Origin of the sequence: Janthinobacterium breve (assembly GCF_051380895.1) — a bacterium.
Taxonomy (GTDB): Bacteria; Pseudomonadota; Gammaproteobacteria; order Burkholderiales; family Burkholderiaceae_D; genus Janthinobacterium.
In genome coordinates this window covers 103,625-129,472 of record NZ_JBNYXY010000011.1, presented here as the reverse complement: position 1 = coordinate 129,472, position 25,848 = coordinate 103,625, and the positions used below count along the sequence as shown (strand labels likewise).

28 protein-coding genes are annotated in these 25,848 nt (G+C 59.7%); 17 read left to right on the top strand and 11 right to left on the bottom strand.

Going from position 1 to position 25,848, the window contains the following annotated elements; all coding sequences use genetic code 11:
* Nucleotides 1–40 precede the first annotated feature (40 nt).
* The 4 genes from ACQ4W0_RS22775 to ACQ4W0_RS22760 all read left to right on the top strand — a co-directional run bounded on the left by ACQ4W0_RS22775 (nt 41) and on the right by ACQ4W0_RS22760 (nt 5,456).
* Nucleotides 41–1,249: an ABC transporter substrate-binding protein gene (locus ACQ4W0_RS22775; protein WP_102122736.1), complete on the top strand. Its 1,209-nt coding sequence runs from the start codon at nt 41–43 to the stop codon at nt 1,247–1,249.
* Between the two features lie 164 nt (nt 1,250–1,413).
* Complete coding sequence (locus ACQ4W0_RS22770; protein WP_034752662.1) at nt 1,414–2,298, top strand: branched-chain amino acid ABC transporter permease; 885 nt, start codon at nt 1,414–1,416, stop codon at nt 2,296–2,298.
* Nucleotides 2,299–2,329: 31 nt separating this feature from the next.
* Entirely contained in the window at nt 2,330–3,310 is a 981-nt protein-coding gene (locus tag ACQ4W0_RS22765) for a branched-chain amino acid ABC transporter permease (RefSeq protein WP_436578816.1), read from the top strand.
* 82 nt (nt 3,311–3,392) lie between these two features.
* Nucleotides 3,393–5,456, top strand: coding sequence for a 3-hydroxybutyrate oligomer hydrolase family protein (locus tag ACQ4W0_RS22760; protein WP_436578941.1), 2,064 nt, complete (start codon nt 3,393–3,395; stop codon nt 5,454–5,456).
* Between the two features lie 3 nt (nt 5,457–5,459).
* Here the strand turns inward: ACQ4W0_RS22760 and ACQ4W0_RS22755 are convergent, their stop codons facing one another.
* The 3 genes from ACQ4W0_RS22755 to ACQ4W0_RS22745 all read right to left on the bottom strand — a co-directional run bounded on the left by ACQ4W0_RS22755 (nt 5,460) and on the right by ACQ4W0_RS22745 (nt 7,393).
* Nucleotides 5,460–6,617 (bottom strand): iron-containing alcohol dehydrogenase, encoded by a 1,158-nt coding sequence (locus ACQ4W0_RS22755; RefSeq protein ID WP_436578815.1) that lies wholly within the window; start codon nt 6,615–6,617, stop codon nt 5,460–5,462.
* 84 nt (nt 6,618–6,701) lie between these two features.
* On the bottom strand, nt 6,702–7,061 hold the full coding sequence (locus ACQ4W0_RS22750) for an NADH-quinone oxidoreductase subunit A (RefSeq protein WP_436578814.1): 360 nt from the start codon (nt 7,059–7,061) through the stop codon (nt 6,702–6,704).
* A gap of 11 nt (nt 7,062–7,072) precedes the next feature.
* Nucleotides 7,073–7,393, bottom strand: coding sequence for a DMT family transporter (locus ACQ4W0_RS22745; protein WP_436578813.1), 321 nt, complete (start codon nt 7,391–7,393; stop codon nt 7,073–7,075).
* A gap of 318 nt (nt 7,394–7,711) precedes the next feature.
* Between ACQ4W0_RS22745 and mnmG the strand changes: the two genes are divergently transcribed.
* From mnmG to ACQ4W0_RS22680, 13 genes are all read left to right on the top strand, one after another.
* Nucleotides 7,712–9,649 carry a tRNA uridine-5-carboxymethylaminomethyl(34) synthesis enzyme MnmG gene (gene mnmG / locus ACQ4W0_RS22740; protein ID WP_436578812.1) on the top strand — a complete coding sequence of 646 codons (1,938 nt, stop codon included), beginning with the start codon at nt 7,712–7,714 and terminating at the stop codon, nt 9,647–9,649.
* Nucleotides 9,646–10,290: a 16S rRNA (guanine(527)-N(7))-methyltransferase RsmG gene (rsmG, locus tag ACQ4W0_RS22735; RefSeq protein WP_436578811.1), complete on the top strand. Its 645-nt coding sequence runs from the start codon at nt 9,646–9,648 to the stop codon at nt 10,288–10,290. Before mnmG ends, rsmG begins: the two co-directional genes overlap by 4 nt.
* A gap of 168 nt (nt 10,291–10,458) precedes the next feature.
* Nucleotides 10,459–11,229 carry a ParA family protein gene (locus ACQ4W0_RS22730; RefSeq protein ID WP_096232943.1) on the top strand — a complete coding sequence of 257 codons (771 nt, stop codon included), beginning with the start codon at nt 10,459–10,461 and terminating at the stop codon, nt 11,227–11,229.
* Between the two features lie 128 nt (nt 11,230–11,357).
* Nucleotides 11,358–12,242 (top strand): ParB/RepB/Spo0J family partition protein, encoded by an 885-nt coding sequence (locus ACQ4W0_RS22725; RefSeq protein WP_436578810.1) that lies wholly within the window; start codon nt 11,358–11,360, stop codon nt 12,240–12,242.
* 270 nt (nt 12,243–12,512) lie between these two features.
* Nucleotides 12,513–12,881 carry an ATP synthase subunit I gene (locus tag ACQ4W0_RS22720; RefSeq protein ID WP_436578809.1) on the top strand — a complete coding sequence of 123 codons (369 nt, stop codon included), beginning with the start codon at nt 12,513–12,515 and terminating at the stop codon, nt 12,879–12,881.
* 51 nt (nt 12,882–12,932) lie between these two features.
* Complete coding sequence (gene atpB, locus ACQ4W0_RS22715) at nt 12,933–13,742, top strand: F0F1 ATP synthase subunit A (protein WP_436578808.1); 810 nt, start codon at nt 12,933–12,935, stop codon at nt 13,740–13,742.
* A 59-nt stretch (nt 13,743–13,801) separates the two neighbouring features.
* Nucleotides 13,802–14,080, top strand: a complete 279-nt coding sequence (atpE, locus tag ACQ4W0_RS22710) for a F0F1 ATP synthase subunit C (RefSeq protein WP_034752695.1) — start codon at nt 13,802–13,804, stop codon at nt 14,078–14,080.
* A gap of 43 nt (nt 14,081–14,123) precedes the next feature.
* Nucleotides 14,124–14,594, top strand: a complete 471-nt coding sequence (locus ACQ4W0_RS22705; RefSeq protein ID WP_034752697.1) for a F0F1 ATP synthase subunit B — start codon at nt 14,124–14,126, stop codon at nt 14,592–14,594.
* A gap of 2 nt (nt 14,595–14,596) precedes the next feature.
* Nucleotides 14,597–15,142, top strand: a complete 546-nt coding sequence (locus tag ACQ4W0_RS22700) for a F0F1 ATP synthase subunit delta (RefSeq protein ID WP_034752699.1) — start codon at nt 14,597–14,599, stop codon at nt 15,140–15,142.
* Nucleotides 15,143–15,220: 78 nt separating this feature from the next.
* Nucleotides 15,221–16,762, top strand: coding sequence for a F0F1 ATP synthase subunit alpha (gene atpA / locus ACQ4W0_RS22695; protein ID WP_077398373.1), 1,542 nt, complete (start codon nt 15,221–15,223; stop codon nt 16,760–16,762).
* A gap of 62 nt (nt 16,763–16,824) precedes the next feature.
* The gene (gene atpG, locus ACQ4W0_RS22690) at nt 16,825–17,700 is read left to right on the top strand and encodes a F0F1 ATP synthase subunit gamma (protein WP_436578807.1); all 876 of its coding nucleotides are present in this window, start codon (nt 16,825–16,827) and stop codon (nt 17,698–17,700) included.
* Nucleotides 17,701–17,729: 29 nt separating this feature from the next.
* A complete protein-coding gene (atpD, locus tag ACQ4W0_RS22685; protein ID WP_102122748.1) occupies nt 17,730–19,130 on the top strand; it encodes a F0F1 ATP synthase subunit beta in 1,401 nt (466 codons plus the stop codon).
* A 62-nt stretch (nt 19,131–19,192) separates the two neighbouring features.
* Complete coding sequence (locus ACQ4W0_RS22680) at nt 19,193–19,612, top strand: F0F1 ATP synthase subunit epsilon (protein WP_096232958.1); 420 nt, start codon at nt 19,193–19,195, stop codon at nt 19,610–19,612.
* A gap of 67 nt (nt 19,613–19,679) precedes the next feature.
* Here the strand turns inward: ACQ4W0_RS22680 and ACQ4W0_RS22675 are convergent, their stop codons facing one another.
* The 8 genes from ACQ4W0_RS22675 to ACQ4W0_RS22640 form a co-directional block, all read right to left on the bottom strand.
* Nucleotides 19,680–20,267: an HI_0983 family protein gene (locus ACQ4W0_RS22675; RefSeq protein ID WP_436578806.1), complete on the bottom strand. Its 588-nt coding sequence runs from the start codon at nt 20,265–20,267 to the stop codon at nt 19,680–19,682.
* Nucleotides 20,268–20,407: 140 nt separating this feature from the next.
* Nucleotides 20,408–21,472, bottom strand: a complete 1,065-nt coding sequence (gene rsgA, locus ACQ4W0_RS22670; RefSeq protein ID WP_436578805.1) for a ribosome small subunit-dependent GTPase A — start codon at nt 21,470–21,472, stop codon at nt 20,408–20,410.
* A gap of 264 nt (nt 21,473–21,736) precedes the next feature.
* Nucleotides 21,737–22,291 (bottom strand): hypothetical protein, encoded by a 555-nt coding sequence (locus ACQ4W0_RS22665; protein ID WP_436578804.1) that lies wholly within the window; start codon nt 22,289–22,291, stop codon nt 21,737–21,739.
* A gap of 65 nt (nt 22,292–22,356) precedes the next feature.
* Nucleotides 22,357–22,728 (bottom strand): adenosylmethionine decarboxylase, encoded by a 372-nt coding sequence (gene speD / locus ACQ4W0_RS22660; protein ID WP_436578803.1) that lies wholly within the window; start codon nt 22,726–22,728, stop codon nt 22,357–22,359.
* Nucleotides 22,729–22,730: 2 nt separating this feature from the next.
* Nucleotides 22,731–22,904 carry a hypothetical protein gene (locus tag ACQ4W0_RS22655; protein WP_436578802.1) on the bottom strand — a complete coding sequence of 58 codons (174 nt, stop codon included), beginning with the start codon at nt 22,902–22,904 and terminating at the stop codon, nt 22,731–22,733.
* Nucleotides 22,901–24,364 carry a DUF4178 domain-containing protein gene (locus ACQ4W0_RS22650; RefSeq protein WP_436578801.1) on the bottom strand — a complete coding sequence of 488 codons (1,464 nt, stop codon included), beginning with the start codon at nt 24,362–24,364 and terminating at the stop codon, nt 22,901–22,903. The genes ACQ4W0_RS22655 and ACQ4W0_RS22650 overlap by 4 nt, the downstream gene beginning before the upstream one ends.
* 10 nt (nt 24,365–24,374) lie before the next feature.
* Complete coding sequence (locus tag ACQ4W0_RS22645) at nt 24,375–25,418, bottom strand: SPFH domain-containing protein (protein ID WP_436578800.1); 1,044 nt, start codon at nt 25,416–25,418, stop codon at nt 24,375–24,377.
* Nucleotides 25,419–25,449: 31 nt separating this feature from the next.
* On the bottom strand, nt 25,450–25,836 hold the full coding sequence (locus tag ACQ4W0_RS22640) for a DUF350 domain-containing protein (RefSeq protein WP_436578799.1): 387 nt from the start codon (nt 25,834–25,836) through the stop codon (nt 25,450–25,452).
* Nucleotides 25,837–25,848 lie beyond the last annotated feature (12 nt).

Sequence of the window (25,848 nt, the reverse complement as noted above, 5' to 3'; positions counted from 1 at the left end):
AATCGACTGAATAGCAAACAATAATCCCAACGGAGACACTATGAAACGTAACGCTATCGCCATTGCCACCGCCACCCTTTGCGCCCTGGGCTTTTCCGCGGCTGCGCATGCCCAGGTATCGGGCGACACCATCAAGATCGGTTTTATTTCCGACATGTCGGGCGTGTATTCCGACGTCGACGGCCTCGGCGGCGCGGAAGCCATCAAGATGGCGATCGCCGATGCCGGCGTGGTACTGGCCGGCAAAAAGGTGGAATTCATTTCCGCCGACCATCAAAACAAGGCTGACATCGCCGCCTCGAAGGCGCGCGAATGGTTCGACCAGCAGGGCGTCGACATGCTGATCGGCGGCACCAATTCCGGCGCCAGCCTGGCCATGGCCAAGGTCGCGGCGGAAAAGAAGAAAATCTTCATCGCCATCGGCGCCGGTTCCTCGCGCCTGACGAATGAAGAATGCACGCCTTACACCGTGCATTACGCCTACGACACGGTGGCGTTGGCGCGCGGTACGGGCGGCACCATCGTCAAGCAGGGCGGCAAGAGCTGGTATTTCATGACGGCCGACTACGCGTTCGGCCATTCGCTGGAAAAAGACACTGCCGAGGTCGTCAAAGCGGCCGGCGGCAAGGTGCTGGGCAGCGTCAAGCATCCGCTGGGCGCCTCGGATTTCTCTTCCTTCTTGCTGCAGGCGCAAGCGGCCAAACCGCAAATCCTGGGCCTGGCGAATGCCGGCGGCGACGCCATCAACAGCATCAAGGCGGCCAACGAGTTCGGCTTGACGAAGTCGATGAAACTGGCCGGCTTGCTGATCTTCATCAATGACATCCATTCCCTGGGCTTGAACCTGACGCAAGGCATGTACCTGACCGATGGCTGGTACTGGGACTTGAATGCGGAAACGCGCGCCTGGTCGAAACGCTATTTCGCCAAGATGAAGAAAGAACCGTCGATGCTGCAGGCAGCCGACTATTCGGCCGCAGCGACCTACCTGAAAGCCGTCAAGGCGTTGGGAACGGATGACACCGAGAAGGTCATGGCCTACCTGAAAAAGACCAAGATCAACGACATGTTTACGCAGAATGGCGAAGTGCGCCCCGATGGCCGCATGGTGCACGATATGTATTTGATGGAAGTCAAAAAGCCATCCGAGTCGAAATACCCATGGGATTACTACAAGGTGGTTGCCACCGTGCCCGGTGCGCAAGCATATGTGACCAAGGCCGAGTCGAAGTGTTCGTTGTGGAAGTAACGCTGTAGCCATACCTCCAGCGGATCGCCCGCCTGCGCGCGGGTGGTCCGTCCTGCACGCGCTTCGCTCGCAGGGTTCGCCTTGCGCCGCCGCACCAGTCTGCGGTGGCGTGTTTCCCTTGATACCACACCGCTACCCGGCGGTGCTTTTTATACTGTGATGCCATGGAAATTTTCGGCGTTCCAATACAAGCGATGATGAGCCAGCTGCTGCTGGGCCTTGTCAACGGCTCGTTCTATGCCATGTTGTCCCTCGGTCTGGCCGTCATCTTCGGCTTGCTCAACGTTATTAATTTCTCGCACGGCGCCATGTACATGATGGGCGCCTTCCTGGCCTGGATGGGCCTCAGTTATTTCGACATCAATTACTGGGCCATGCTGGTCATCGCCCCGATCCTCGTCGGCCTGGTCGGCATCCTGATTGAAAAGACCATGTTGCGCTGGCTCTATAAACTCGACCACCTGTATGGCTTGCTGCTGACCTTCGGCATTACCCTGATCATGGAAGGCGTGTTTCGCTCCTTCTATGGCGTCTCGGGCCAGCCGTATGCCGTGCCCGAAGCGCTGGCCGGCGCGACGGACCTGGGTTTCATGATCCTGCCAAACTACCGCGCCTGGGTGGTGATCGCTTCGCTTTCGGTGTGCCTGGCCACCTGGTTCGTCATCGAAAAAACCAAGTTGGGCGCCTACCTGCGGGCGGGTACGGAAAACCCGAAACTGGTGGAAGCGTTCGGCATCAATGTGCCGCTGATGGTGACGTTGACATTTGGCTTCGGCGTGGCGCTGGCCGGTTTCGCCGGCGTGCTGGCCGCACCGATCATCCAGGTTTCGCCGCTGATGGGCTCGAACCTGATCATCGTCGTGTTTGCCGTGGTGGTGATCGGTGGCATGGGTTCCATCATGGGTTCCATCCTGACGGGCCTGGGCCTGGGCGTGATCGAGGGCTTGACCCGCGTGTTTTACCCGGAAGGCTCGGCCACCGTGGTCTTCGTGGTGATGGTCATCGTGCTGTTGCTGCGTCCCGCTGGCCTGTTCGGCAAAGAAAAGTAATCCTCATCAGTCATGTATTGGAGCTACCACGATGAATAAGAATGTAGGCTACGCCATTGCCCTGCTGCTGGCGTTGGCGGCCCCGTTTTACGGCTATCCCGTCTTCCTGATGAAGTTGCTGTGTTTCGCCCTGTTCGCCTGTGCCTTTAACTTGCTGATCGGTTACACGGGCTTGCTGTCGTTCGGCCATGCGGCCTTCTTCGGCGGCGCCGGCTATGTCACCGGCTATGCGCTGCGCACCTGGGGCTGGCCGACGGAACTGGGTCTGCTGGCCGGAGTCGCCACGGGTGCCTTGTTGGGCCTGGTGATCGGCGGCCTGGCGATCCGCCGCCAGGGCATCTACTTTACGATGATCACCCTGGCACTGGCGCAGATGGTGTACTTCCTGGCCTTGCGCCTGCCGTTCACGGGCGGCGAGGATGGCTTGCAGGGTGTTCCACGTGGAACCTTGCTGGGCATGATAGACCTGGGCAATGACACCGTACTGTATTACTTCGTGCTGGCCATCTTCATCGCCGGCTTCGCCCTGATCGTGCGCACCATCCACTCGCCGTTCGGCCAAGTGCTCAAGGCGATCAAGGAAAACGAACCGCGCGCCATCTCGCTGGGCTACGATGTCAACAAGTACAAGCTGATGGCTATCGTGCTGTCCGCTTCGCTGGCCGCCCTGGCCGGTGCCACCAAGACCCTGGTGCTGGGCTTTGAAACCCTGACCGATGTGTACTGGGGCATGTCGGGCCTGGTCGTGCTGATGACACTGGTGGGCGGCATGGGCACGATGGCCGGTCCCATCCTCGGCGCCGTACTGATCATCGCGCTGGAAAACAAGCTGGGCGATGTTGGCACCTATCTGGCCACGCACACGGGCATCGAGTGGTTCGGCACCCTGGGCGAATCGGTGGGCATGGTGACCGGCGTGATCTTCGTCATCTGCGTGCTGTTGTTCCGGCGCGGCATCGTCGGCGAAGCCATCGCGCGCTTCGGCGGCAGGGCTGCCAAAGCCGCTGTCTGATTTTCAAGCAACGCCGGACGGATAGTCCGGCGTTTTTCATTGTGCGTCCACTGTTACCTCAACGGAGAGAACCACCATGCAAATGACGATCACGCGCACGGGCACTACTGGCATGGGCCTGTGCACCTTGCTGGCGTTGGCAGCCTGCGGCAGCAACCATGCATCGGAAGAACTGAACCAGATGCCCGGCTATCTGGGCACCATCGCGCGCGCCGACTACGACGGCAAGACGAATGATTTGCTCACGGCCGGCCTGGGCAAGACGGGCTTGGCGGGCACCGCGCCCGCGTATGCGAATGCCGAACAGCCGACGCCGGTCGAACTGCGCCGCAATGCGATCTACGCCAACTACCGCGCCGTGCTCGACATTGCCGCCAACAGCGGCTACGGCACCTTGTACGGCCCGAATGTCGATGCCGGCGGTAACGTGGGCACGGGCGAGGGTCTGGTCGCGGGCAGTGAATATATCGCTTATGCTGACGACGGCACGGGCAAGAAGAATGTCACCTTGATGGTGCAGGTGCCGGCCAGCTTCGATCCCGACCATGCCTGCATCGTCACGGGCACCTCCAGCGGCTCGCGCGGCATCTATGGCGCCATCGGCAGTTCGGGAGAGTGGGGTTTGAAGAAGGGCTGCGCCGTGGCGTATGCCGACAAAGGTTCCGGCACGGGTTTGTATGTGTTTGAAGACGACAGCGTCAACCTCCAGAACGGCGTGCGTGCGGGAAGGGTGGCCGCCGGCAAGAACGCGCTCTTCGCGCCGGACTTGAGCGACGCCGACCGACTGGCCTGGGCTAGTGCCAACCCGAACCGCATCGCCTTCAAGCATGCGCACTCGCAGCAGAACCCGGAAAAGGACTGGGGCAAGGTTACCTTGCAGGCGGTCGAGATGGCCTATTTCGTCTTGAACGAACGCTATGGCGTGCTGGCCCGTGACGGCAGTTCGCGCATCGTGCGGCTGACGCCGAAGAACACCATCACGATTGCCTCGAGCATTTCCAACGGCGCCGGCTCGGCCTTGCTGGCGGCGGAACAGGATAGCAAGGGCTTGATCAGCGGCGTGGCCGCCAGCGAGCCGCAAGTCCAGCCGGCCGCATCGAGCGCCTACAGCGTGCGCCAGGGCGGGGTGGTGGTGAACGCACCGGGGCGCGCCCTGTTCGACTACGCCACCTACGCGGCGTTGTACCAGCCGTGCATTGCCTCCGTGGTAGGCAATGCGGGACGCTGCACGGCGCTGGTAGCCAAGGGGCTGTTGAACGGCGCCGACCTGGCGGCGCAGCAGGCGGACGCGAAGCAGCGCTTGCAGGCGTATGGCTGGCTGGTCGATTCCGATCCGCTGCAGGCCGCGCACGCGGGTACGAACATCCTGGTGGCCGTCACGTATGCCTATGCCTATGGGAAATTTTCCGTGACAGACAAGGTATGCGGTTTCACGTTTGCGCAGACGGATGGCAGCGGTAATCCGATCCCGTTTACCACGGCGCAAAAGGCGGCCAGCTTTGCCGCGCAAAACGGGATACTCGGCAGTGTCGTGTACGAGAACAGTGTAGGCGGCGCCAAGGTCTATACGGCCGGCGTGTCGCCGTCAAACAGCCTGGCGGACCAGTCGCTCGATGGTTTCCTGTGCCTGCGCAGTCTGGCGACGGGGCGCGATGCCGTCAGTAGCGCCAACTTGCAGGGTACATTGGCCGGGCAGAGCGTGCGCGTGCGTGCGGGCATGGCCGAGGTTGCGGCCAGCGGCAAATTGAATGGCAAGCCGGCCATCATCGTGCATGGCCGCAGCGATACCCTGATTCCCGTCAATCACGCATCGCGCGCCTATCTTGGCCTGAACGCCGCCGTGGAAGGCGCCGCCAGCCGCTTGCGCTATATCGAGGTGACCCATGCCAACCACTTCGATTCCTTCAGCAGCGTTTTGCCGACCCTGATCGTGCCCTTGCATGTGTACCTGAACCGGGCACTCGACGCCATGTATGCGCATTTGTCCGCCAAGCAGGCCTTGCCGCCCTCGCAGGTAGTGCGCACGGTAACGCGCGCCGATGCGTCGACCTTGATCACGAATATCAACGCGCCGGCGATAGTGTCGACGCCAGCGGCAGGCAATGCGATCAGTGTGACGGGGACGGTGGTGGATGTGCCCAACTGAGTGTCATAGCGCGGCCGCATAGATGGCGCGGGCATCCTCGCGTGTGACGACGCGCGGATTGTTGCCCAGCAAGCGCGTCTGCAGCATGGCGTCGTCGGCCAGCCGGTCCAGGTCGCTGGCCGCGATGCCCACCTCGCGCAGGGTGCGCGCGATGCCGGTGGCCAGGGCAATATCTTGCATGGCGTCGATCAGGGCCACGGCCCGCGCTTCCTCGCTGCCCGTGATGCCGGGCTGCACGACGGCTGCCAGTTGCGCATACAGGGGCGCCGCGTGGGACAGATTGAAACGCAGCACATGCGGCAGCACCAGCGCATTCGACAGGCCATGTGGCACGTGGAACAGGCCACCGATGGGATAGGCGAGCGCGTGCACGGCGGCCACGGGCGCATTGGCAAACGCCTGGCCGGCCAGCATGGCGCCCAGCAACATGGCCTGGCGTGCCGGCAAGTTGGCGCCATCGCGGCAGGCCGTGAGCAGATTGCTGGACAGCAGTGACAGCGCCTGGATGGCCAGCATGTCGGACAATGGATTCTTCAGCAGGCGGCTGGTGTACGCTTCGATGGCATGCACCATGGCATCGATGCCGGTGGCGGCCGTCACGGCGGGCGGCAAGCCCAGGGTCAGGTTGGCGTCGAGGATTGCCAGGTCCGCATACAGTTGCGGCGCGACCACGCCCATCTTGCTGGTGGCGCCCGTGGTGACGATGGCGATATGCGTCACTTCCGAACCCGTGCCGGCCGTGGTCGGCAATTGCACCAGAGGCAGGCGCTGGCCGCGGACATTGCCGATGCCATACAGTTGCGCCAGTTCCTGGTGGCCGGGCGCCAGCACGGCGATCAGCTTGGCCACGTCCAGCGAGCTGCCGCCACCGAGGCCGATAATCAGTTCCACGTGAAACATTTTCGCCTGTGCCACACCGGCCAGCACGATCGCTTCGGGCGGATCGGCTTGCACGTCTGAAAACATGTGCGTCTCGATACCCGCCATTTGCAAGCTGTGCAGGGGAGCATCGGCCAGGCCTGTACGTAAAAAGCCTGCGTCAGTGACGAGCAGGGCGCGGCGCACGGTGGGGAAGTGATGGGCGATGTGCGCGCCCAACTGGGTGGCGGCGCCTGGTTCAACGATCAGATGCGGCACGGTGCGGAACTGGAAGGCGGACATGCAGACTCCTGACAACAAGGACAGAAGCCAAGCTTACTCCGCTTTCCAGCCCCGCGCATGTTTCACGTGGAACCAGAAGCGGGGTTACTCCCACTCCAGCGCGCCGCGTTTCCATTCATAGGCCAGGCCGACGGTCAGCAGGCTCAAGAAACCCATGACGGCCCAGAAACCGAGCAAACCCAGTTCGTTGACGTTGGCCGCCCAAGGCATCAGGAAGATCACCTCGATGTCGAACAGGATGAACAGAATGGCGACCAGGTAGAAGCGGATGTCGAACTTCATCCGCGCGTCGCCGAACGCTTCGAAGCCGCATTCGTACTGGGACAGTTTTTGCGGATCGGGTTTGTGCGGACCCAACACGCGCCCCAGTAGCATGGGCACGATGCCAACCAGCATGCCGATCAGAATGAACAGGAGGACGGGAAAATAGTTTTCGAGGAGCATGGGGATTCCTCTCAGTGGCTGGAAGACAGCTTCATCAGCACGATGCCGCACACGATGAGGACGGCGGCGCACACGCGCATGGCATTCAGTTGTTCACCGAGCGCGACGATGCCGACGATAAAGGCGCCGACGGCGCCGATGCCGGTCCAGATCGTGTAGGCTGTGCCCAGGGGCAGGGTGCGCATGGCAATCGACAGCAAGCCGAAGCTGGCGATCATCATGACGATGGTAATCACGGAGGGAGTGAGCTTGGTGAAACCCTCGGAGAGTTTCATCGAGTATGCCCACACGACTTCAAGCATGCCGGCAATGAGTAAAAGTATCCAGGCCATGGCGGCTCCTTATACAGAGCGGGCCGTCCCGGTGTGTTCCCATGATGGGGGAGGCCGTCCTCCTGGATGATCGTCACTATGGCCACTGGCGTGACCACTGTGTTGCGGACGATGCGGCAATTGTAGCAAACATTGCCCGCCGCTGCAGCCCCATCGCGGGCCCATGGAGTGTTCCACGTGAAACAGAAATCACCGGTTTCTTGCTACTGCTGAGTAAAAATTAAGCAAAAATTGGCCCGTGGAAGGTTGCGCTCGCAAAAAGACTCTATAATCGGAGCTCTCTTCCCGCATTTTTACTTGCACTGTTACCTATTTATCATGTTATTTCCTACAGAATTCGACGTCATCGTTGTCGGTGGTGGTCACGCCGGTACCGAGGCGGCCCTCGCTTCCGCCCGCATGGGGCAGAAGACGCTATTGCTCACGCATAATATTGAGACACTGGGCCAGATGTCGTGCAATCCCTCCATCGGTGGCATCGGCAAGGGCCACCTGGTCAAGGAGGTCGATGCCATGGGCGGCGCGATGGCGATTGCCACCGACGAGTCCGGCATCCAGTTCCGCATCCTGAACTCGTCGAAAGGCCCGGCAGTACGCGCCACGCGCGCCCAGGCCGACCGCCTTCTCTATAAAGCTGCCATCCGTACACGCCTGGAAAACCAGCCGAATTTGTGGCTGTTCCAGCAAGCGGTCGATGATTTGATCGTCGAAGGCGACCGCGTCGTCGGCGCCGTGACGCAGATCGGTTTGAAGTTCCTGTCGCGCGCCGTGGTGCTGACGGCTGGCACTTTCCTCGACGGCAAGATCCATGTGGGCTTGAATAACTACTCGGCTGGCCGCGCCGGCGACCCGCCCGCCATCTCGCTGTCCGCCCGTTTGAAGGAATTGAAGCTGCCGCAAGGGCGTTTGAAAACGGGCACGCCGCCGCGCATCGATGGCCGCACGATCGACTTTTCCGTGATGCAAGAACAGCCGGGCGACCTCGATCCCGTGCCCGTGTTCTCGGTGATGGGCAACACGTCCATGCACCCGCGCCAGGTGCCATGCTGGGTCACGCACACGAATAGCCAGACGCACGACATCATCCGCGCCGGCCTCGATCGCAGCCCCATGTACACGGGCGTCATCGAGGGCGTGGGCCCCCGTTATTGCCCGTCCATCGAAGACAAGATCCACCGTTTCGCGGGCAAGGAATCGCACCAGATCTTCCTCGAGCCGGAAGGCTTGACGACGCATGAGTTCTATCCGAACGGCATCTCCACCAGCCTGCCGTTCGACGTGCAGATCGCCCTGGTGCAATCGATGAAGGGCATGGAAAACGCGCACATCCTGCGCCCCGGCTACGCCATCGAATACGACTATTTCGACCCGCGCGGCTTGAAAGCTTCGCTGGAAACGAAGGCGGTGGCAGGCCTGTTCTTCGCCGGCCAGATCAACGGCACCACCGGCTACGAGGAAGCGGCCGCGCAAGGCATGCTGGCGGGGCTGAATGCGGCGCTGCTGACGCAGGACAAGGAAGCCTGGGTACCTGGCCGCTCCGAGGCGTATCTGGGCGTGCTGGTCGACGATCTGATCACCCAGGGCGTGCAGGAGCCGTACCGCATGTTCACCAGTCGCGCCGAGTACCGCTTGAGCCTGCGTGAAGACAATGCCGACATGCGCCTGACGGAAATTGGCCGCACCCTCGGTTGCGTGGGCGACGCCCAATGGCAAGCCTTCGAGACCAAGCGCGAAGCGGTGGCGCTGGAACTGCAGCGCCTGCGTTCCACCTGGGTCAATCCGCGCATCCTGGCGGCCGCCGAATCGGAACGCATCGTTGGCCAGGCCATCGAGCGCGAGTACTCGCTGGCGGATTTGCTGTGCCGCCCGAACGTCGCCTACGACACGCTGATGAGCATGACGGGCATGGAAGGCCAGGCCCTGGCCGGCCCCGGCGTGGAGGATCCCGCCGTGCGCGAGCAGGTGGAAATCCAGCTCAAATATGCGGGCTACATCGAGCGCCAGAGCAAGGAAATCGAGCGCCACGAACACTATGAAAACCTGGCATTGCCGGCCGGTTTTAATTACCTGGACATCGGCGCGCTGTCGGTCGAAGTGCGGCAAAAACTCGACAAGCAGCGCCCAGAAACCCTGGGCCAGGCATCGCGCATTTCCGGCGTGACGCCGGCGGCGATTTCGCTGCTGCTGGTGCACTTGAAAAAGCGCGGTTTTGGTGCCGCGCAGACCACCACTTTAAAGGACGAGGTTGTTGAATGAAGCAGTTTGACCGGGCCGCACTGGCCCAGATTTTGAATGAAGGCATCGCCGCGCTGGGGCTGGACCTGAGCGCGGATCAGACGGAAAAACTGCTCGATTACCTGGCCTTGCTGGCCAAATGGAATAGCGTGTACAACCTGACGTCGGTGCGCGATCCCCTGCAGATGCTGACCTTGCACGTGCTCGATTCGCTGGCGGCCGTGCCCGCGTTCGCGGACGCCAAAAACGTGCTCGACGTGGGCGCCGGTGGCGGCTTGCCGGGCATGGTACTGGCCATCGCGCGGCCCGATGTGAAGGTGTCGATGATCGACACGGTGCATAAAAAGACGGCATTTTTGACGCAAGTGAAGGCGGAACTGGGCTTGAGCAACGTGACCGTGTACACCAAGCGCGTGGAACAGCTGGAAGTGCAGCAGAAATTCGACGTGATCACCTCGCGCGCCTTCGCCGACCTGTCCGATTTCGTCAACTGGTCGGGCCACGTGCTGGAAGAGGGAGGCCAGTTCATCGCCTTGAAAGGGGTGGCGCCGCCAGACGAGCGCGAGCGACTGCCAGCGGAATGGCAAGTTACCGAGCTACGCGCAATTGCGGTGCCAGGGCTAAATGCAGAGCGTCATCTGGTCTTTATAGCAAGAGTTTAAGCGCCAGAAAATTAAACGATATAAATCATATAAATGGTTTATACGGTATAAATGATATAAACCGTATAAACGATTTATATCGTATAAATGAAATAAACAGTATAAATCGTTTCGGTTAAATGCCGGGGCGCACGATGAAGTTTGCATCTCTTTACAACTAGAAGATACATGGCCAAAATTTTTTGTGTAGCAAATCAAAAGGGTGGTGTTGGTAAAACCACAACAAGCGTCAACCTCTCCGCCGGCCTGGCCAAGTTGAACCAGCGCGTGCTGCTGGTCGACCTCGACCCGCAGGGCAATGCGACCATGGGCGCCGGCATCAACAAGGCCGGCCTGAAGGCGTCCACCTATGAAGTCATGTTGGGCGAGTCCGATGTCAAGACGGCACGCCAGCGTTCGGAAGCGGGGCGTTTCGATGTCTTGCCGTCGAACCGCGAACTGGCCGGCGCCGAAGTGGAGATGGTCGAACTGGACAACCGCGAACGCCGCCTGAAGGATGCGCTGGCCGAAGTCGACAGCGAATACGATTTCATCCTCGTCGATTGCCCGCCGGCATTGTCGATGTTGACCCTGAACGGCCTGTGCGCCGCGCATGGCGTGATCATCCCGATGCAGTGCGAGTACTACGCGCTGGAAGGCTTGTCCGACCTGGTCAACACTATCAAGAAGGTGCACGCCAACCTGAACCCCGATTTGAAGATCATCGGCTTGCTGCGCGTGATGTTCGATCCGCGCATGACATTATCGCAACAAGTGTCGGCTCAGTTGGAGCAGCACTTCGGCGACAAAGTCTTCAAGACCATCATCCCGCGCAATGTGCGCCTGGCCGAAGCGCCATCGTACGGCTTGCCCGGCGTGACCTTCGACCCCAGTTCGAAAGGTGCCCAGGCGTATATTGCCTTCGGCGCCGAGATGGTTGAACGTATCAAACATATGTAAACAGCAGCACCGGGGTCAGACCCTTGGGTCTGACCCCAGCTTTAGCAGTTGGGTTGAGAACTGCCAACCCCAAGAAAAATACTGGGGTCGGACCCGAAGGGTCTGACCCCCTAGTTAGTTAGGACAGCATGGCTACGAAAAAATTAAAAGGACTGGGTCGCGGACTCGACGCCCTGTTGGGCGGCGGCGGCGACTTCGCCGGTCCGGACACGCATCAACCGTCGAACTTGCCAGTGTCACAAATGCAAGCCGGCAAATACCAGCCGCGCACGCGCATGGACGAGGGGGCCCTGAACGAACTGGCCGCCTCGATCAAGGCGCAAGGGCTGATGCAGCCGATCCTGGTACGCCCGATCGGGCAAGACACCCTGAGCGGACTTGTCAAATATGAAATCATCGCCGGCGAACGCCGCTTCCGTGCCTCGCAGTTGGCCGGCCTGACGGAAGTACCGGTGCTGGTGCGCGATGTGGACGACCTGGCCGCCGCAGCCATGGCGCTGATCGAGAATATCCAGCGCGAAGACCTGAACCCGCTGGAAGAAGCGCAGGGCATCCACCGCCTGATCGCCGACTTCCATTTTACGCATGAGCAAGCGGCCACTGCGCTGGGACGCTCGCGCAGCGCGGTGTCGAACCTGCTCCGCCTGATGAACCTGGCCAGCCCCGTGCAGACCATGCTGATGGCCGGCGATATCGACATGGGCCATGCGCGCGCCTTGCTGGCGGTCGATACGGCCAGCCAGATCAACTTGGCCAATCAGGTGGTGGCCAAGCGCCTGTCGGTGCGCGAAACGGAAAAGCTGGTCACGCGCACGGCCGAGGAAGCGGCCAACCCCGTCGAGCCGCGGCAAAAGGAAAAGTCCGGCGACATCGCCCGCCTGGAAGAAGAGTTGTCCGATGCGCTGGCCACGCCCGTGGTGTTCAAAATGGGCAACAAAGGCCGTGGCCAATTGGTGATCGATTTTGCCGATCTTGACGTGCTCGATGGATTGTTGACCCGCTTGCGTGGTTAAATAGCAAGCTGCAAAGACATGGGGAGTGCGGGTGTGGATAATCCGGCCATGCTTTCCAGATGCACCACGTAATTCCTTGATAACACGGCTGGAAGCGGCCAGACAAGCGACTTTGCCATATAGTGGTGCAAATGGCGGCGAATAGTCGGTAAAGCGTCAGTTTCACGCAGCAATCGCCCTGCTGCGGTGCAGCAACGTTTGACTCGATAGATCAAAGCCAACTATAATCCCGTGTCTTTGCGTGTGTAGATTTTTCTGGGAACCTGGCAATTGAGTGATTCACAACAAAGTATTGCCAAACCCGTCTACAAAGTAGTTGCATTGCAGTTAGCAATCGCTATCAGCTTTGCCACAGTCACCCTGTTTTTCGGTGGCAGTGTCAGAGGCTGGTCCGCCGCATACGGCGGTGCTATCGCAGTCATCGGTAGCCTGGTATATGCCATGTTGGTCGTTCGCGGTTCTAGCGATGCCAATAAGGCATTCCGGGCGCATTTGCGCGCAGAAGTGATGAAAATATTTATCACAGCGGTGCTGTTTATATTGGCACTGGTGTTGTTTCAGTCGGCCGCCTGGTTATGGCTGATCTTGGGTTTCGCGGTGGCAACCTTAGCATACTGGTTTTCATTGCTCGCTGTTTAATCATTGGTTTTGGGGCCTGTTGTGCTCTGAAACGACAAATCTAAATTCATTATGACCACAGAACACGCTATTGAAGCGGGCCATGCTGCCCCGGCCAACGCCACAGAATACATCAGTCACCATCTGGCCCACCTGAGAAGTGCCGACGGCATGATCAATCTGGATACGTTCTGGATTTCGGCCATTCTGGGCTTTGTTTTCCTGGCTGTTTTCTATATGGCGTCGCGCCGCGCGACGGCTGGTGTCCCTGGCAAGTTGCAAAATTTCGTCGAAATGATCATGGAGATGGTCAATGACACTATTAATGGGGCCTTCCACGCGAAAAGCAAGGTCATCGCACCGCTGGCCATCACAATTTTTGTCTGGGTCTGGCTGCTCAACGCGATGGACTTCCTGCCGGTTGACCTGTTGCCGAAGATCCTGAGCTGGTTTGGCGTGCATAAATTGCGCGCCGTGCCGACCGCCGACGTCAACCACACCTTCGCCATGTCGCTGTCGGTGGTGCTGTGCGTGATCGCCTTCTCGATCAAGGCCAAGGGCCTGGGCGGCTGGATCAAGGAACTGTTCACGGCACCGTTCCATGCGAATGGCTTGATCGCCACGATCGCCCTGGCACCTGTCAATTTCTTGCTGCAAATGGTTGAGCTGGTTGCAAAACTGATCTCCCTGTCGCTGCGACTGTTCGGCAATATGTATGCCGGCGAACTGATTTTCATCTTGATCGCGTTGTTGCCTTGGTGGGCACAGTGGGCGTTGGGTGGTCCATGGGCAATTTTCCATATCTTGATTGTAACTTTGCAAGCTTTTGTGTTTATGGCGTTGACGGTTGTGTATCTGAGCCTTGCGGTTGAGAAACATTAATCATTAACTTTATATTTTGTTTTTTTAGTATCTTTCGTTTTTAAATTTAGGAGAATTTTATGCAAGCTCTGATCGCACAAGTACAAAGCATGACCGTTCTGGCAGCAGCAATCATCATCGGCCTGGCCGCAATCGGCACCGCTCTGGGCTTCGCTATCTTGGGTGGCAAATTCCTGGAAGCTTCGGCACGTCAACCAGAACTGATGCCACAACTGCAAACCAAACTGTTCGTTATCGCTGGTCTGCTGGATGCTATCTCGATGATTGGCGTTGGTGTTGCTCTGCTGTACACGTTCGCTAACCCGTTCCTGTCCGCTCTGACGGCTGTTGCTCAGTAATTCGCTCCAACCCTAGGAGAAACTTTTAGTTAGGAGCAAAGGTATGGACATCAATATGTCGCTCATCGGCCAGATGATCACCTTCGCGGTGTTGGTCTGGTTCTCGATGAAGTTCGTATTTCCAGCGCTGAACAATGCGCTGGATGAGCGTGCCAAACGAATCGCGGATGGATTGGCTGCGGCCGATCAGGGTCAAGCTTCGATGGCTGTCGCTGAAAAGCGTGCGCAAGAGGCATTGAACAGTGCACGTGAAGAAGCGTCGCAACGCGTTGCGGACGCTGAAAAGCGCGCGCAGCTGGTTGCTGAAGAGATCAAGCAAAATGCACAAGCTGAAGCTGCGCGTATCATTGCGCAAGCCCAGTCGGACGCCGAACAGCAACTGTCGAAAGCACGCGAACAATTGCGCGCTCAGGTGGCTGACCTGGCTGTCAAGGGTGCCGAGCAGATCTTGAAGCGTGAAGTCAACGCTACGGCTCACGCCGAAATGTTGCAGCGTCTTGCTGTCGAGCTGTAATCATGGCAGAACTCGCAACCGTCGCCCGTCCCTACGCGGAAGCTTTGTTCCGCGTAGCCCAAGCTGGTAAGGAGTCAAGCAACCTCGCGGCGTGGTCCGAACTGGTGTCTGAACTGGCACAGATCGGTAGCCACCCCGAGGTACAGGCGTACGCGCGCAATCCGAAAGTTTCGGAAAGCGACGTCGCCGCCACCATCCTGTCGTTGTTGAAATCGCCGCTCAATGAGGAAGTGAAAAACTTCGTCACGATGTTGATCGAAAATGGCCGCATCAGCCTGCTGCCGGAAATCGGCGCGCAATTCCATGCCTTGAAAAATGGCCTGGAAGGTGCGGCTGACGCCGAGATCACGAGCGCTTTCGATCTGAGCGAAGGCCAAACGGCCGAGCTGGTCGCAACGCTGGAAAAGAAATTCAGTCGTAAGCTCAACCCTGCCGTCACAGTGGATCCATCGCTGCTCGGCGGCGTGCGCGTGGTTGTTGGCGACCAAGTGCTCGACACCTCGGTGCGCGCCAAGCTGCAGCAACTGCACGCTGCATTGGTGTCGTAAGACACGCGCTTCGGCAGGCCAGCTAAGACAGACCCTTACCCCTCGCGCAAGCTGAGAGAAACACTTTTAGGAGTTAGTATGCAACTCAACCCATCTGAAATCAGCGAGTTGATCAAGAGCCGGATCCAAGGTCTTGATGGCGGCGCTGAAGTGCGTAATCAAGGCACGGTTATTTCCGTTGCCGACGGTATCTGCCGCATCCACGGTTTGTCGGACGTGATGCAAGGCGAGATGCTGGAATTCCCAGGCAACACGTTTGGCCTGGCAATGAATCTGGAACGCGACTCCGTCGGTTCCGTGATTCTGGGTGCCTACGAGCACATCTCCGAAGGCGACACGGTGAAATGCACCGGCCGCATTCTGGAAGTGCCAGTCGGCCCTGAGCTGCTCGGCCGCGTTGTCAACGCGCTGGGTCAGCCAATCGACGGCAAAGGCGCCATCGACACGAAACTGACGGCCGCGATTGAAAAAATCGCTCCGGGCGTAATCGCCCGTGAGTCCGTTTCGCAACCAATGCAAACCGGCCTGAAGTCGATCGATGCGATGGTTCCAGTTGGCCGCGGCCAGCGCGAACTGATCATCGGCGACCGTCAAACCGGCAAGTCGGCTGTGGCGATTGATGCGATCATCAATCAAAAAGGCCAGGGCATGAAATGTATCTACGTCGCGATTGGCCAAAAAGCCTCGTCGATCAAGAACATCGTGCGCTCGCTGGAACAGCACGGCGCGATGGAATACACCATCGTTGTCGCCGCTTCCGCTTCGGAATCGGCCGCCATGCAATACATCTCGCCGTACTCCGGTTGCGCCATGGGCGAATACTTCCGTGACCGCGGCGAAGATGCACTGATCGTCTACGATGATCTGTCCAAACAAGCTGTTGCTTACCGTCAAATCTCGCTGCTGCTGCGCCGTCCACCAGGTCGCGAAGCGTACCCAGGCGACGTGTTCTACCTGCACAGCCGCCTGCTGGAACGCGCAGCACGCGTGAACGCCGACTACGTCGAGAAGTTCACCGACGGCGCCGTCAAAGGCAAGACCGGTTCCCTGACGGCACTGCCGATCATTGAAACGCAAGCTGGCGACGTGTCCGCATTCGTTCCAACCAACGTGATTTCGATTACCGACGGTCAGATCTTCCTGGAAACCTCGCTGTTCAACGCCGGTATCCGTCCTGCTATTAACGCCGGTATTTCCGTATCGCGCGTCGGTGGCGCCGCCCAGACCAAGGTCATCAAGAACCTGTCCGGTGGTATCCGTACCGACTTGGCGCAGTACCGTGAATTGGCTGCGTTTGCGCAGTTCGCATCCGACCTGGATGAGTCGACCCGCAAGCAGCTGGACCGTGGTGCGCGCGTCACGGAATTGCTCAAGCAAGCCCAGTACTCGCCACTGTCGATCTCGCTGATGGCCGTATCGCTGTTCTCGGTGAACAAAGGCTTCATGGACGACGTGCCAGTCAAGCAAGTGCTGTCGTTCGAAGCTGGTGTTCACGCTTACATGAAGACCAAGCAAGCTGCTCTGCTGGCCAAGATCGAAGAAACCAAGCAACTCGACAAAGACAGCGAAGCAACTCTGTCGGCGGCCATTGCTGATTTCAAGAAATCCGGCGCATATTAAGCGGCCAGGCGGCGCCCACCTCGAGTGAGGCGCCGCCCTACGCGCAGAAGGAGTAAGGACTCATGGCATCAAGCAAAGAGATACGAGGCAAGATCAAGAGCGTAGAGAATACGAAGAAGATCACCAAGGCGATGGAAATGGTCGCCGCGTCCAAAATGCGCAAGGCGCAAGACCGGATGCGGGCCGCCCGTCCCTATAGTGACAAGATTCGGAATATCGCCGCCAATCTGGCGACCGCCAATCCGGAATACACGCACCCGTTCCTGGCAGCTGCCCAGGGTACGCAAGCGAAGGCAGTGGGTTTCATCGTTGTCACGACCGACAAGGGTCTGTGCGGCGGCATGAATACCAACATCCTGCGCCAGGTGACGTCGAAGTCGCGCGAGCTGGAAGTAGCTGGCAACCGGATTGAAGCAGTTGCCATCGGTAACAAGGGTTTGGGTTTTTTGAATCGCATCGGCGTCAAGATCATTGCGCACGCCATTCAAACCGGTGATACGCCCCACTTGGACAAATTGATCGGACCCGTCAAGGTCATGCTCGAAGAGTTTCAGGCAGGCAAGATCGATGCAGTGTACCTGTGCTACACCAAATTCATCAACACGATGAAACAGGAACCAGTCGTGGAGCAATTGCTGCCCCTGACGGCCGACAAGATGGTCGCCGACAAGGGCGCCCATACTTGGGATTACATCTACGAGCCGGATGCGCAAAGCGTGATCGACGAATTGCTGGAGCGCTATGTAGAAGCGCTGGTGTACCAGGCAGTCGCAGAGAATCTGGCGTCCGAGCAATCGGCACGGATGGTCGCGATGAAAGCTGCAAGCGACAACGCGGGTAGTGTGATCGGCGAATTGAAGCTGATCTACAACAAGACCCGCCAAGCTGCGATTACCAAAGAACTCTCCGAAATCGTCGCCGGTGCGGCTGCGGTTTAAACGAATTTAACTATATTGAAGGAACGAACATGGCTGATGGCAAAATCGTTCAGTGTATCGGCGCTGTGGTGGACGTTGAGTTTCCCCGCAACGCTGTGCCCAAGGTATTTGATGCCTTGAAAATGGAGGGCTCAGCACTGACCCTGGAAGTACAACAGCAGTTGGGCGACGGCGTGGTGCGTACCATTGCACTCGGTTCGTCCGATGGCCTGCGTCGCGGCATGATGATCCAGAACACCGGCAAACCTATCATGGTGCCAGTCGGTAAAGCAACCCTGGGTCGCATCATGGACGTGCTGGGCAACCCGATCGACGAATGCGGCCCAGTGTCGCACGAGCAGATCGCGTCGATCCACCGCACCGCTCCTGCATACGACGAACTGTCGCCATCGCAAGAACTGCTGGAAACCGGCATCAAGGTGATCGATCTGGTTTGCCCGTTTGCAAAAGGCGGTAAAGTTGGTCTGTTCGGCGGCGCTGGCGTAGGCAAGACCGTCAACATGATGGAACTGATTAACAACATCGCCAAAGCGCACAGCGGCGTGTCCGTGTTCGCCGGTGTCGGTGAGCGTACGCGTGAAGGTAACGACTTCTACCACGAGATGGCTGACGCGAAAGTGGTCGATCTGGAAAATCCAGAGAACTCCAAAGTCGCGATGGTCTACGGTCAGATGAATGAACCGCCAGGTAACCGTCTGCGCGTCGCGCTGACCGGCCTGACGATCGCTGAATCGTTCCGTGATGAAGGCAAGGACGTTCTGTTCTTCGTCGACAACATCTACCGCTTCACGCTGGCAGGTACCGAAGTATCGGCACTGCTGGGCCGTATGCCGTCGGCTGTGGGTTACCAACCGACCCTGGCTGAAGAAATGGGCCGTCTGCAAGAGCGTATCACGTCGACCAAGACCGGTTCGATCACGTCGATCCAGGCCGTCTACGTGCCTGCCGATGATTACACCGATCCGTCGCCTGCTACCACGTTTGCTCACTTGGATTCGACCGTTGCGCTGTCGCGTGACATCGCTTCCCTGGGTATCTACCCAGCCGTGGACCCACTCGATTCGACCTCGCGTCAGCTCGATCCGTTGATCGTTGGTCAAGAGCACTATGACACCGCGCGTGCCGTGCAAACGACCCTGCAACGCTACAAGGAATTGCGCGACATTATCGCGATTCTGGGTATGGACGAGCTGGCACCGGAAGACAAACTGCTGGTCGCCCGTGCACGTAAGATGCAGCGTTTCCTGTCGCAGCCTTTCCACGTCGCTGAAGTCTTTACCGGCGCGCCTGGTAAATACGTTTCGCTCAAAGACACGATCAAGGGCTTCAAAATGATCGCTTCGGGCGAACTCGATCACCTGCCGGAACAAGCGTTCTACATGGTCGGCACGATCGAAGAAGCAATCGAAAAAGCCAAGAAACTTAACTAAGTTAAGTTTGGGCCTAACCCCGCCCTTTACACGGCGGGGTTCTTCAACCCGATAGGACACACATGGCACACACAATTCACGTTGACGTGGTTTCCGCTGAAGAACTGATTTTTTCAGGCGAAGCAGAATTCGTCGCGTTGCCGGGTGAACAGGGCGAGCTGGGTATCTACCCACGCCACACGCCTTTGATTACCCGCATCCGTCCGGGCGCGGTCCGCATCAAGGTAGTCGGTCAGGCTGAAGAAGTATTCGTCTTCGTTGCCGGCGGCTTGCTGGAAGTGCAACCTGACACCGTGACCGTCCTGGCCGATACCGCGATCCGCGGTCACGACCTGGATGAAGCGAAAGCGCTGGAAGCGAAGAAGTTGGCGGAAGAAAATATCCACAACAAGGATTCGGGCATCGACTACGCGCAAGCGCAAGCCGAGCTGGCCAGCGCGATTGCGCAGCTGGCAGCGATCCAGAAACTGCGCAAGCATTAATTCGCTTGCAAGCAGTAATACAAAAGGCAGCCTGCGGGCTGCCTTTTTTTTGTGCCTCGCCTCCCGCCTATTCGCAGGTGGGTTGCCAGTAGCCATCGCGCAACTGGACAGCCAAACTGGCATTGCCCTCATTGACCAACTTCAGCGTCGCCTGCTTGCCCGCCGCTGATTGGTCTTCGCCGGGTGGTGTTTTTACCGCATACTGAAACTGTAGCAGGCCACCGCAGGCGGCAGTACCATGAAAGCTCTTGCTCACATTTGATTCATACACGGGGTTGGCCGCATCCGGTTCATATACTGAACGCATCAGCACATGGCCATTGTCGATCACGACGGAGGAAATGGGCTCCGGTTTGGTGGCTGCCAGCGACTTGACCAGGGCTGCAGAGAAGGAAAATGGATCGTTCTTGGAATTGCCTTCGTATAGCACGGTAATTAGGCTGCTCCATTTTTCCACCGCTTCGCCATTCGTCGTATATTCATACAAGGTCCGCTTGCTATTGCGATTTTGTGGCGCGGTAAACGCCAGCTTGTAGACCTTGCCAGCATAGTGAATCTCTTGCGGCACGATCAGCTTTTGCGCGAACAGTGCGCTGCTGGCGAACAGGCAAGCCGAAAACGTACTCAGAAGTAAAACGGTTTTTTTCTTGAACACAGTGCATCCTCATCCTATGGTTGGCGGGCCGCGGGCATTGCGTGCGGCGCATGCTTGCTGGTACTGCATTTAACTATACATTGCATATTTCTCAATTGCAACTTTGATACAATCTGCAGTCGTCGATACCGGACGCCTGTTCACACAATCCCGTCCTTGCCGCGCTGCTTGAAGGCTTTGAGCCTTACCTTCCACTTGGCGCGCGCGGCAATGCGCTCGAGCGGCGTTTCCTCGCTACGGCGGGCGTCGCGCAGCAGCTTGTGATAATTGCGCAAGCGGTCTCCATCGACGGCGCCGCGTACGGCGCAACCGGGTTCGCTGGCATGCTGGCAATCGCGGAATTGGCAAGTGGACGCCAGTGCCGCAATGTCGTCAAACGTGGCCGCCAGGGTCTCGGCATCGGCGTCCGCGCGCCAGCTGCGCAAGCCCGGCGTATCGATGATGCAGGCGCCGCTGGCGCACAGGTGCAAGGAGCGCGCCGTCGTCGTATGCCGGCCGCGTCCATCGCCATGGCGCACGCCATTCGTCGCCTGCTCCACCGCGCACAGGGTGTTGGTCAGGCTGGACTTGCCGGCGCCCGATGATCCCAGCATTACCAGGGTCTGGCCAGCGCCCAGCCAGGGTTCCAGGATGGCCACGTCGTACGCATGGCGCGTATCGACGGCAAACAGCGGCACGTGCAGCGGCAGACGGTGTTTGAGCTGCGCCAGCTTGCCGCCCACGTCGTCAGCCACGTCGGCCTTGCTGAGCACCACCACGGGGCTGACCTGGGCCGCCAGCACGATGGCCAGATAGCGTTCCAGCCGGCGCGGGTTGAAGTCCCCGTCCAAGCCCATCACCAGCAGGGCCGTATCGACATTGCTGGCGAGTACCTGGCGCCGGCCGTCATTGCCGCGCCGCGCGATCTGCGTGATTGGGGATAAGTGCGCCGTTATCCACAGCGCGCCGTGAAGATCGGGTTCGACAGCGATCCAGTCGCCGACGGCAAGCATGCTGTCCTGCTCCAGCAAGGCGTGCAGCAGGCGCGGCAAGATCTGCGCCGGGTGTTCCAGGATGCCGTCGTGCACGAGGATGCTGTCGCGGTGCACGGCGCTCACGCGTAGCAGCTGCGCGGCGGGAGAAGATAAGTCGAGTTGGGTGGCTGCGCGGGCGATTGCCTGCTGCAGCCCGATAAGGCGTAGTTGCGCAAAATCGAATGCGATCATGGTAGCGTGATTCCAAATTCTGTCGTCCGCGTGCGGACATGTAGCCTGCGCGTGCAGGCACAGCCAGTCGGCATGACTGGCACGAAAGAAGGGGAAGTCGGCTACGCGATCACGCGTATGAAGAATGGCGGGCTAAGGGGCTTAGCCGGGAAAGACAGTGATCAGGCAGCCGACAGCACGGCAGTATCCGAATAGTGCATGTTGTCTACTCCTGTTGTGTGATGAAAAACGCCAGTGTGCCAGCGGCGTGCGCCGGCGTCAACTTCAGCTGCACATGCCGTAGGCGCTGCGCTCGGGAAAATAGCGGTAGGTAAACGTACGCACCGGGTAGCGCTTGCCTGCGACGAGCATGTCGGGCATGGATAGATCAAAGCGCTGCGGCAGCTGGCGCGGTAGTTGCAAGCGCAGCCGCCATTGGGTTTCCTTGCTGTTGCCGACGGCAGAAAACATGATGGGCAGCTTTTCGATAACGTCGACGATTTCCGCCTTTTGGTTCATGCCGCGCTGGTAGATGGTCAGCACTTCCGCCTCGGCGAACGGCTGCTTGTGCGGTTCTTCCAGCAGGAAGGACAGGCGCGTGAAGCTGGCCTGGGTACCGACGGGCAAGGTGAAGATCAGCGCCAGTTCCGTACCGCCTTCCTTCAGGGTGACGGGTGGCGTGGCATATACGCTGATACCGCGCGGCAGTTCGAAGCGCGAACCTTCCGTCCACGTCTTGCATTCGGGCGTGGTGGCCTGGTACAGGCTCGGTGCCGTGTAGTCGTCGCAGGCGGTGACGAGCAGTAACAGTGGCAGCAGGGACAGGGCGGAACGGCGCATGGCAGGCAGTGGTTGGGGAAACGAGCCGACAGTGTAAGCGATCCCCACGCGTTCCACCAGCGAGCCTAGGTTTGCCCAGGCGGCGCGCGGCGCACGGATTGCAACTGGCAGTGCGCCGCCTGCAGCGCATCCTTGATGACGTCGAGCGCCAGTTGCGGCCGCGCCGCGCCGCACATGAAGATGTCGACGGCGGCAAAGCTGCATTCCGGCCAGGTGTGGATGGAGATGTGCGATTCAGCCAGCAGCACCACGCCCGTGACGCCCTGGCCGGCGCCAAAGCTGTGGAAATGGCTATGCAACACTTGCGCGCCAGCCGTGATGGCTGCGTCGCGCAGCAGGCGTTCGAGCGCGGCGCCATCGCGCAGGCGTGCCGCATCGATGCCCGACAGGTCGGCCAGCAGATGGGTGCCCAGGGGCAGATGCGGTGTGGACGCCATGCCTATTTGTGGCTGCCGCCGCTGGAACCGCCGCCATAGCCGCCGCCGCCGCTGCCCGTGCGCGAACTCCAGCTGCTGCCGCCGCTGCCACTGCCCGCCACCTTGAACATGCGCACCCAGTTGGCGGCCGTGACGGAAAACGTCACCATCAAGGCATAGATCACGTATTTACTCATGGGGGATTCTTTGCATTCTTGTCGAGAAAAGCGGCGGGCAGGAACAGCGCCAGGCAGCCCAGCAAACTCCACATCAAGGTGCTGGAGAACGAGACGAACATCGGGATCGCATTCAATACCAGCACGATGACGATGAAGACCTTGGCGATACCGCGGTGACTCAGTTGGATGTTCTGTACCTTGGCACCGCCATGGAAGGCGGCGCCGAACCAGGCGGCCATCTGGTCATAGGCGACGGGCACGGAGCGCGACCAGGTCATTTCCTCGCCGGTGATTTCCGCCGCCAGTTTTGTTTGTCCCTGTTCGAATTCAAACACGCGCGTACTGTCGCCGACGGCCACCTTCCAGTTGAAGGCGCCCGCCGCATACACTACCTGCGAGCCGTAGTCATACAGTTTGGCATAGGTGGCGCCATCGAGCGTGCAGCGCTCGGCATCCATGGATGGCCAGGTGGGCCAGTTCGGCAGCACGTTCGAGCGCGACCAGCCGTCGTCCGTTTCCACCAGCCAGAAGAAGCCTGCGCGCGCGTTGTACAACAGGTATTCATTCCATTCGCTGCCTTCGTCGTCGGCGCGGCGCATCATGCCGATCACCGTGAAGTCGGCATTGCTGATCTTCGCGCTGGCGCCCAGCTCCAGCGTGATGTCGGCGTTGTCGTGCACCTGCTTGCCGATGGCCAGCACCTGCGCTTCCGGGCCGCTGGCGTCGAGCTGCGCGTGGCAGGCGGGGCACACCAGCTGCGCCGCCGCGCCGGGCACATACTGGATGCCGCTGCCGCAGGAGGGGCAGTCGAGCGCATCGAGCTTGCCGCGGTACTTGCCGGCGCTTTTGGCGATGGCATCGTCGTCGCGCAGCAGCTGGCACTGCAATCCATCCAGGGTGACGGCGACACCCTGGTAGACGACCGGTTGCGGGCCATCCGTGTAATCGAGCGTGATAAAGCTGGCGTAGTTGCGGAAGTCTGCCACCTGGATGCGCCAGCCCGCGCCCACCTTGAACGGCAATTCACCCTGGCCGGCGATGCATTCGGCATTGCGGATCTCGGCCGCCGTGTACTGCTCGCCGCAGATCGTGTAGCGCTTGCCTGGCGCCAGCTCGCCAAAGACGGGCAAGGCGTCTTGCGTCGTGCGTACGCGCGTCAGCGTGTACAGGCCGGACGAGTCGCCCAGCCAGGCCGTGCTGGCGTCGTCGAACAGCAGATACCACTCGTTCCACGTGCCGGCGCTGTAGCGTTGCTGGATGCGTCCGACGACCGTGAAGTGGATGCCATCGTGCACGCCGGCCGTGCCGATCTGGATCGGTGTATAGTCTTCCAGGACGGCCGACATCTTGCCCACGTCCCTGACGGAGTCGGCATCCTTGAGGATGGTGCTGTGGCAGTACTCGCACACGGCGAGCACGGAAGCGTGCGAGCGGAAACGGACTTCCGCGCCGCAGCTGGGACAGGAAACAGTTTGCATGCAGTCGCGCTTAGCCGATCAGTTTTTTCAGCAGTTCAGCCTTGGCGCCGTCGTAGTCGGCCGGCGAAATGAGGCCCTTGTCGAGCAAGCCTTTGAGCTTTTCCAGGCGCGCCTCGATCGGCTCCTCGACAGGGGCCGGTGGGGCCGGTGGCGCCGCCGGAGCTGGGGCGGGCTGCTGCAGCGCATTGCCCATGCTTTGTGCCATCACCTGGCCGATCGACAGCCCGGCGCCAAGGCCCGCACCGATGCCTGCCATGCCGCCTTCGTTCTGCGCCGCCAGAGGGATCGCGTTGGCGACCTGGAATTTCGTGTAGCCGCTCATCTTGTCGGCGCCCAGGCCGCCCTTCATGCCGGCCGAGATGCGCTCGTCGAGCGCCGCCTGTAATTCCTCGGGCAGGCTGATGCTGGCCACGTTGAATTCATCGAGGCCCACGCCATAGCGGGCAAACGCCTGCGCCAGGCCATCCTTGACCTCTTGCGCCATCAGCGCCTGGTTGGCCGCCATGTCGAGGAAGGGGACATTCGCGCCGCCCAGCGAGCTGGCCATGCTCGACATCAAAATGCCGCGCAATTGATCTTCCACCTCGTCGCGCGTATAGACTTCGCGCGTGCCGCTGATCTCGGTAAAGAAGGTGCGGGCGTCGGCGATGCGGTACGAGTACATGCCGAAGGCGCGCACGCGGATCATGTCGAAATCCTTGTCGCGGATGGTGATCGGCTGCGGCGTGCCCCACTTGCGGCCCGTCTGCACGCGGGTGCTGAAGTAATACACGTCCGACTTGAAGGGCGAATCGAACAGCTTGTCCCAGTTTTTCAAGTTGGTCAGCAGCGGTAATGTCTGCGTCGTCAGCTTGTGCGTGCCGGGACTGAAGACGTCGGCGATCTTGCCTTCATTGACGAAGACGGCGACCTGCGATTCGCGCACATTCAGGATGGCGCCGTTCTGGATTTCGAAATCCTGCATGGGAAAACGCCAGGCCAGCACGCCTTCCGTCTCTTCGTTCCATTGCAGTACGTCGATAAACTGCTTCTTGATAAAGCTGCCGAGGCTCATGATGGTGTCCTTGAGTGAGTTGAAACCGGTGTCAGGAAATGCAGGCGGCATTAATCGCGCCGATCGACAGGGAAATGGCGCCCAGCAAACCGCCGAAGGCGCTGTTGTTCGATTCGATCTGGTCCTTCGACATGTGCAGCAAGCGCGTGCTGACCACGTACGCCAGCAGCTGCACCACCATGGCGCCGAAGGCCCAGGCGAAGAACTGCTGGTAGTCAGCCGTGTGCATCAACGAGGAGGCGATGGTGGCGGAAAAGCCCAGCAGGGCGCCGCCCAGCGACAGGGCCGCCGCCTGGTTGCCCTGGCGGATCAGCAGCACTTCGTTATACGGCGTGACGCGCGTGTAGATGATAAAAAATACAATCAGCAGCCCGGCGGCCAGTAAAAGATGGATCAGATAGTTTAGGATGGCGGGCACGGCTTTCCTCGC

Coding starts and splice junctions, on each gene's coding strand:
- ACQ4W0_RS22775 (WP_102122736.1), top strand. CDS start 41: ATGAAACGTAACGCTATCGCCATTGCCACCGCCACCCTTTGCGCCCTG.
- ACQ4W0_RS22770 (WP_034752662.1), top strand. CDS start 1,414: ATGGAAATTTTCGGCGTTCCAATACAAGCGATGATGAGCCAGCTGCTG.
- ACQ4W0_RS22765 (WP_436578816.1), top strand. CDS start 2,330: ATGAATAAGAATGTAGGCTACGCCATTGCCCTGCTGCTGGCGTTGGCG.
- ACQ4W0_RS22760 (WP_436578941.1), top strand. CDS start 3,393: ATGACGATCACGCGCACGGGCACTACTGGCATGGGCCTGTGCACCTTG.
- ACQ4W0_RS22755 (WP_436578815.1), bottom strand. CDS start 6,617: ATGTCCGCCTTCCAGTTCCGCACCGTGCCGCATCTGATCGTTGAACCA.
- ACQ4W0_RS22750 (WP_436578814.1), bottom strand. CDS start 7,061: ATGCTCCTCGAAAACTATTTTCCCGTCCTCCTGTTCATTCTGATCGGC.
- ACQ4W0_RS22745 (WP_436578813.1), bottom strand. CDS start 7,393: ATGGCCTGGATACTTTTACTCATTGCCGGCATGCTTGAAGTCGTGTGG.
- mnmG (WP_436578812.1), top strand. CDS start 7,712: ATGTTATTTCCTACAGAATTCGACGTCATCGTTGTCGGTGGTGGTCAC.
- rsmG (WP_436578811.1), top strand. CDS start 9,646: ATGAAGCAGTTTGACCGGGCCGCACTGGCCCAGATTTTGAATGAAGGC.
- ACQ4W0_RS22730 (WP_096232943.1), top strand. CDS start 10,459: ATGGCCAAAATTTTTTGTGTAGCAAATCAAAAGGGTGGTGTTGGTAAA.
- ACQ4W0_RS22725 (WP_436578810.1), top strand. CDS start 11,358: ATGGCTACGAAAAAATTAAAAGGACTGGGTCGCGGACTCGACGCCCTG.
- atpB (WP_436578808.1), top strand. CDS start 12,933: ATGACCACAGAACACGCTATTGAAGCGGGCCATGCTGCCCCGGCCAAC.
- atpE (WP_034752695.1), top strand. CDS start 13,802: ATGCAAGCTCTGATCGCACAAGTACAAAGCATGACCGTTCTGGCAGCA.
- ACQ4W0_RS22705 (WP_034752697.1), top strand. CDS start 14,124: ATGGACATCAATATGTCGCTCATCGGCCAGATGATCACCTTCGCGGTG.
- ACQ4W0_RS22700 (WP_034752699.1), top strand. CDS start 14,597: ATGGCAGAACTCGCAACCGTCGCCCGTCCCTACGCGGAAGCTTTGTTC.
- atpA (WP_077398373.1), top strand. CDS start 15,221: ATGCAACTCAACCCATCTGAAATCAGCGAGTTGATCAAGAGCCGGATC.
- atpG (WP_436578807.1), top strand. CDS start 16,825: ATGGCATCAAGCAAAGAGATACGAGGCAAGATCAAGAGCGTAGAGAAT.
- atpD (WP_102122748.1), top strand. CDS start 17,730: ATGGCTGATGGCAAAATCGTTCAGTGTATCGGCGCTGTGGTGGACGTT.
- ACQ4W0_RS22680 (WP_096232958.1), top strand. CDS start 19,193: ATGGCACACACAATTCACGTTGACGTGGTTTCCGCTGAAGAACTGATT.
- rsgA (WP_436578805.1), bottom strand. CDS start 21,472: ATGATCGCATTCGATTTTGCGCAACTACGCCTTATCGGGCTGCAGCAG.
- ACQ4W0_RS22665 (WP_436578804.1), bottom strand. CDS start 22,291: ATGCGCCGTTCCGCCCTGTCCCTGCTGCCACTGTTACTGCTCGTCACC.
- speD (WP_436578803.1), bottom strand. CDS start 22,728: ATGGCGTCCACACCGCATCTGCCCCTGGGCACCCATCTGCTGGCCGAC.
- ACQ4W0_RS22655 (WP_436578802.1), bottom strand. CDS start 22,904: ATGAGTAAATACGTGATCTATGCCTTGATGGTGACGTTTTCCGTCACG.
- ACQ4W0_RS22650 (WP_436578801.1), bottom strand. CDS start 24,364: ATGCAAACTGTTTCCTGTCCCAGCTGCGGCGCGGAAGTCCGTTTCCGC.
- ACQ4W0_RS22645 (WP_436578800.1), bottom strand. CDS start 25,418: ATGAGCCTCGGCAGCTTTATCAAGAAGCAGTTTATCGACGTACTGCAA.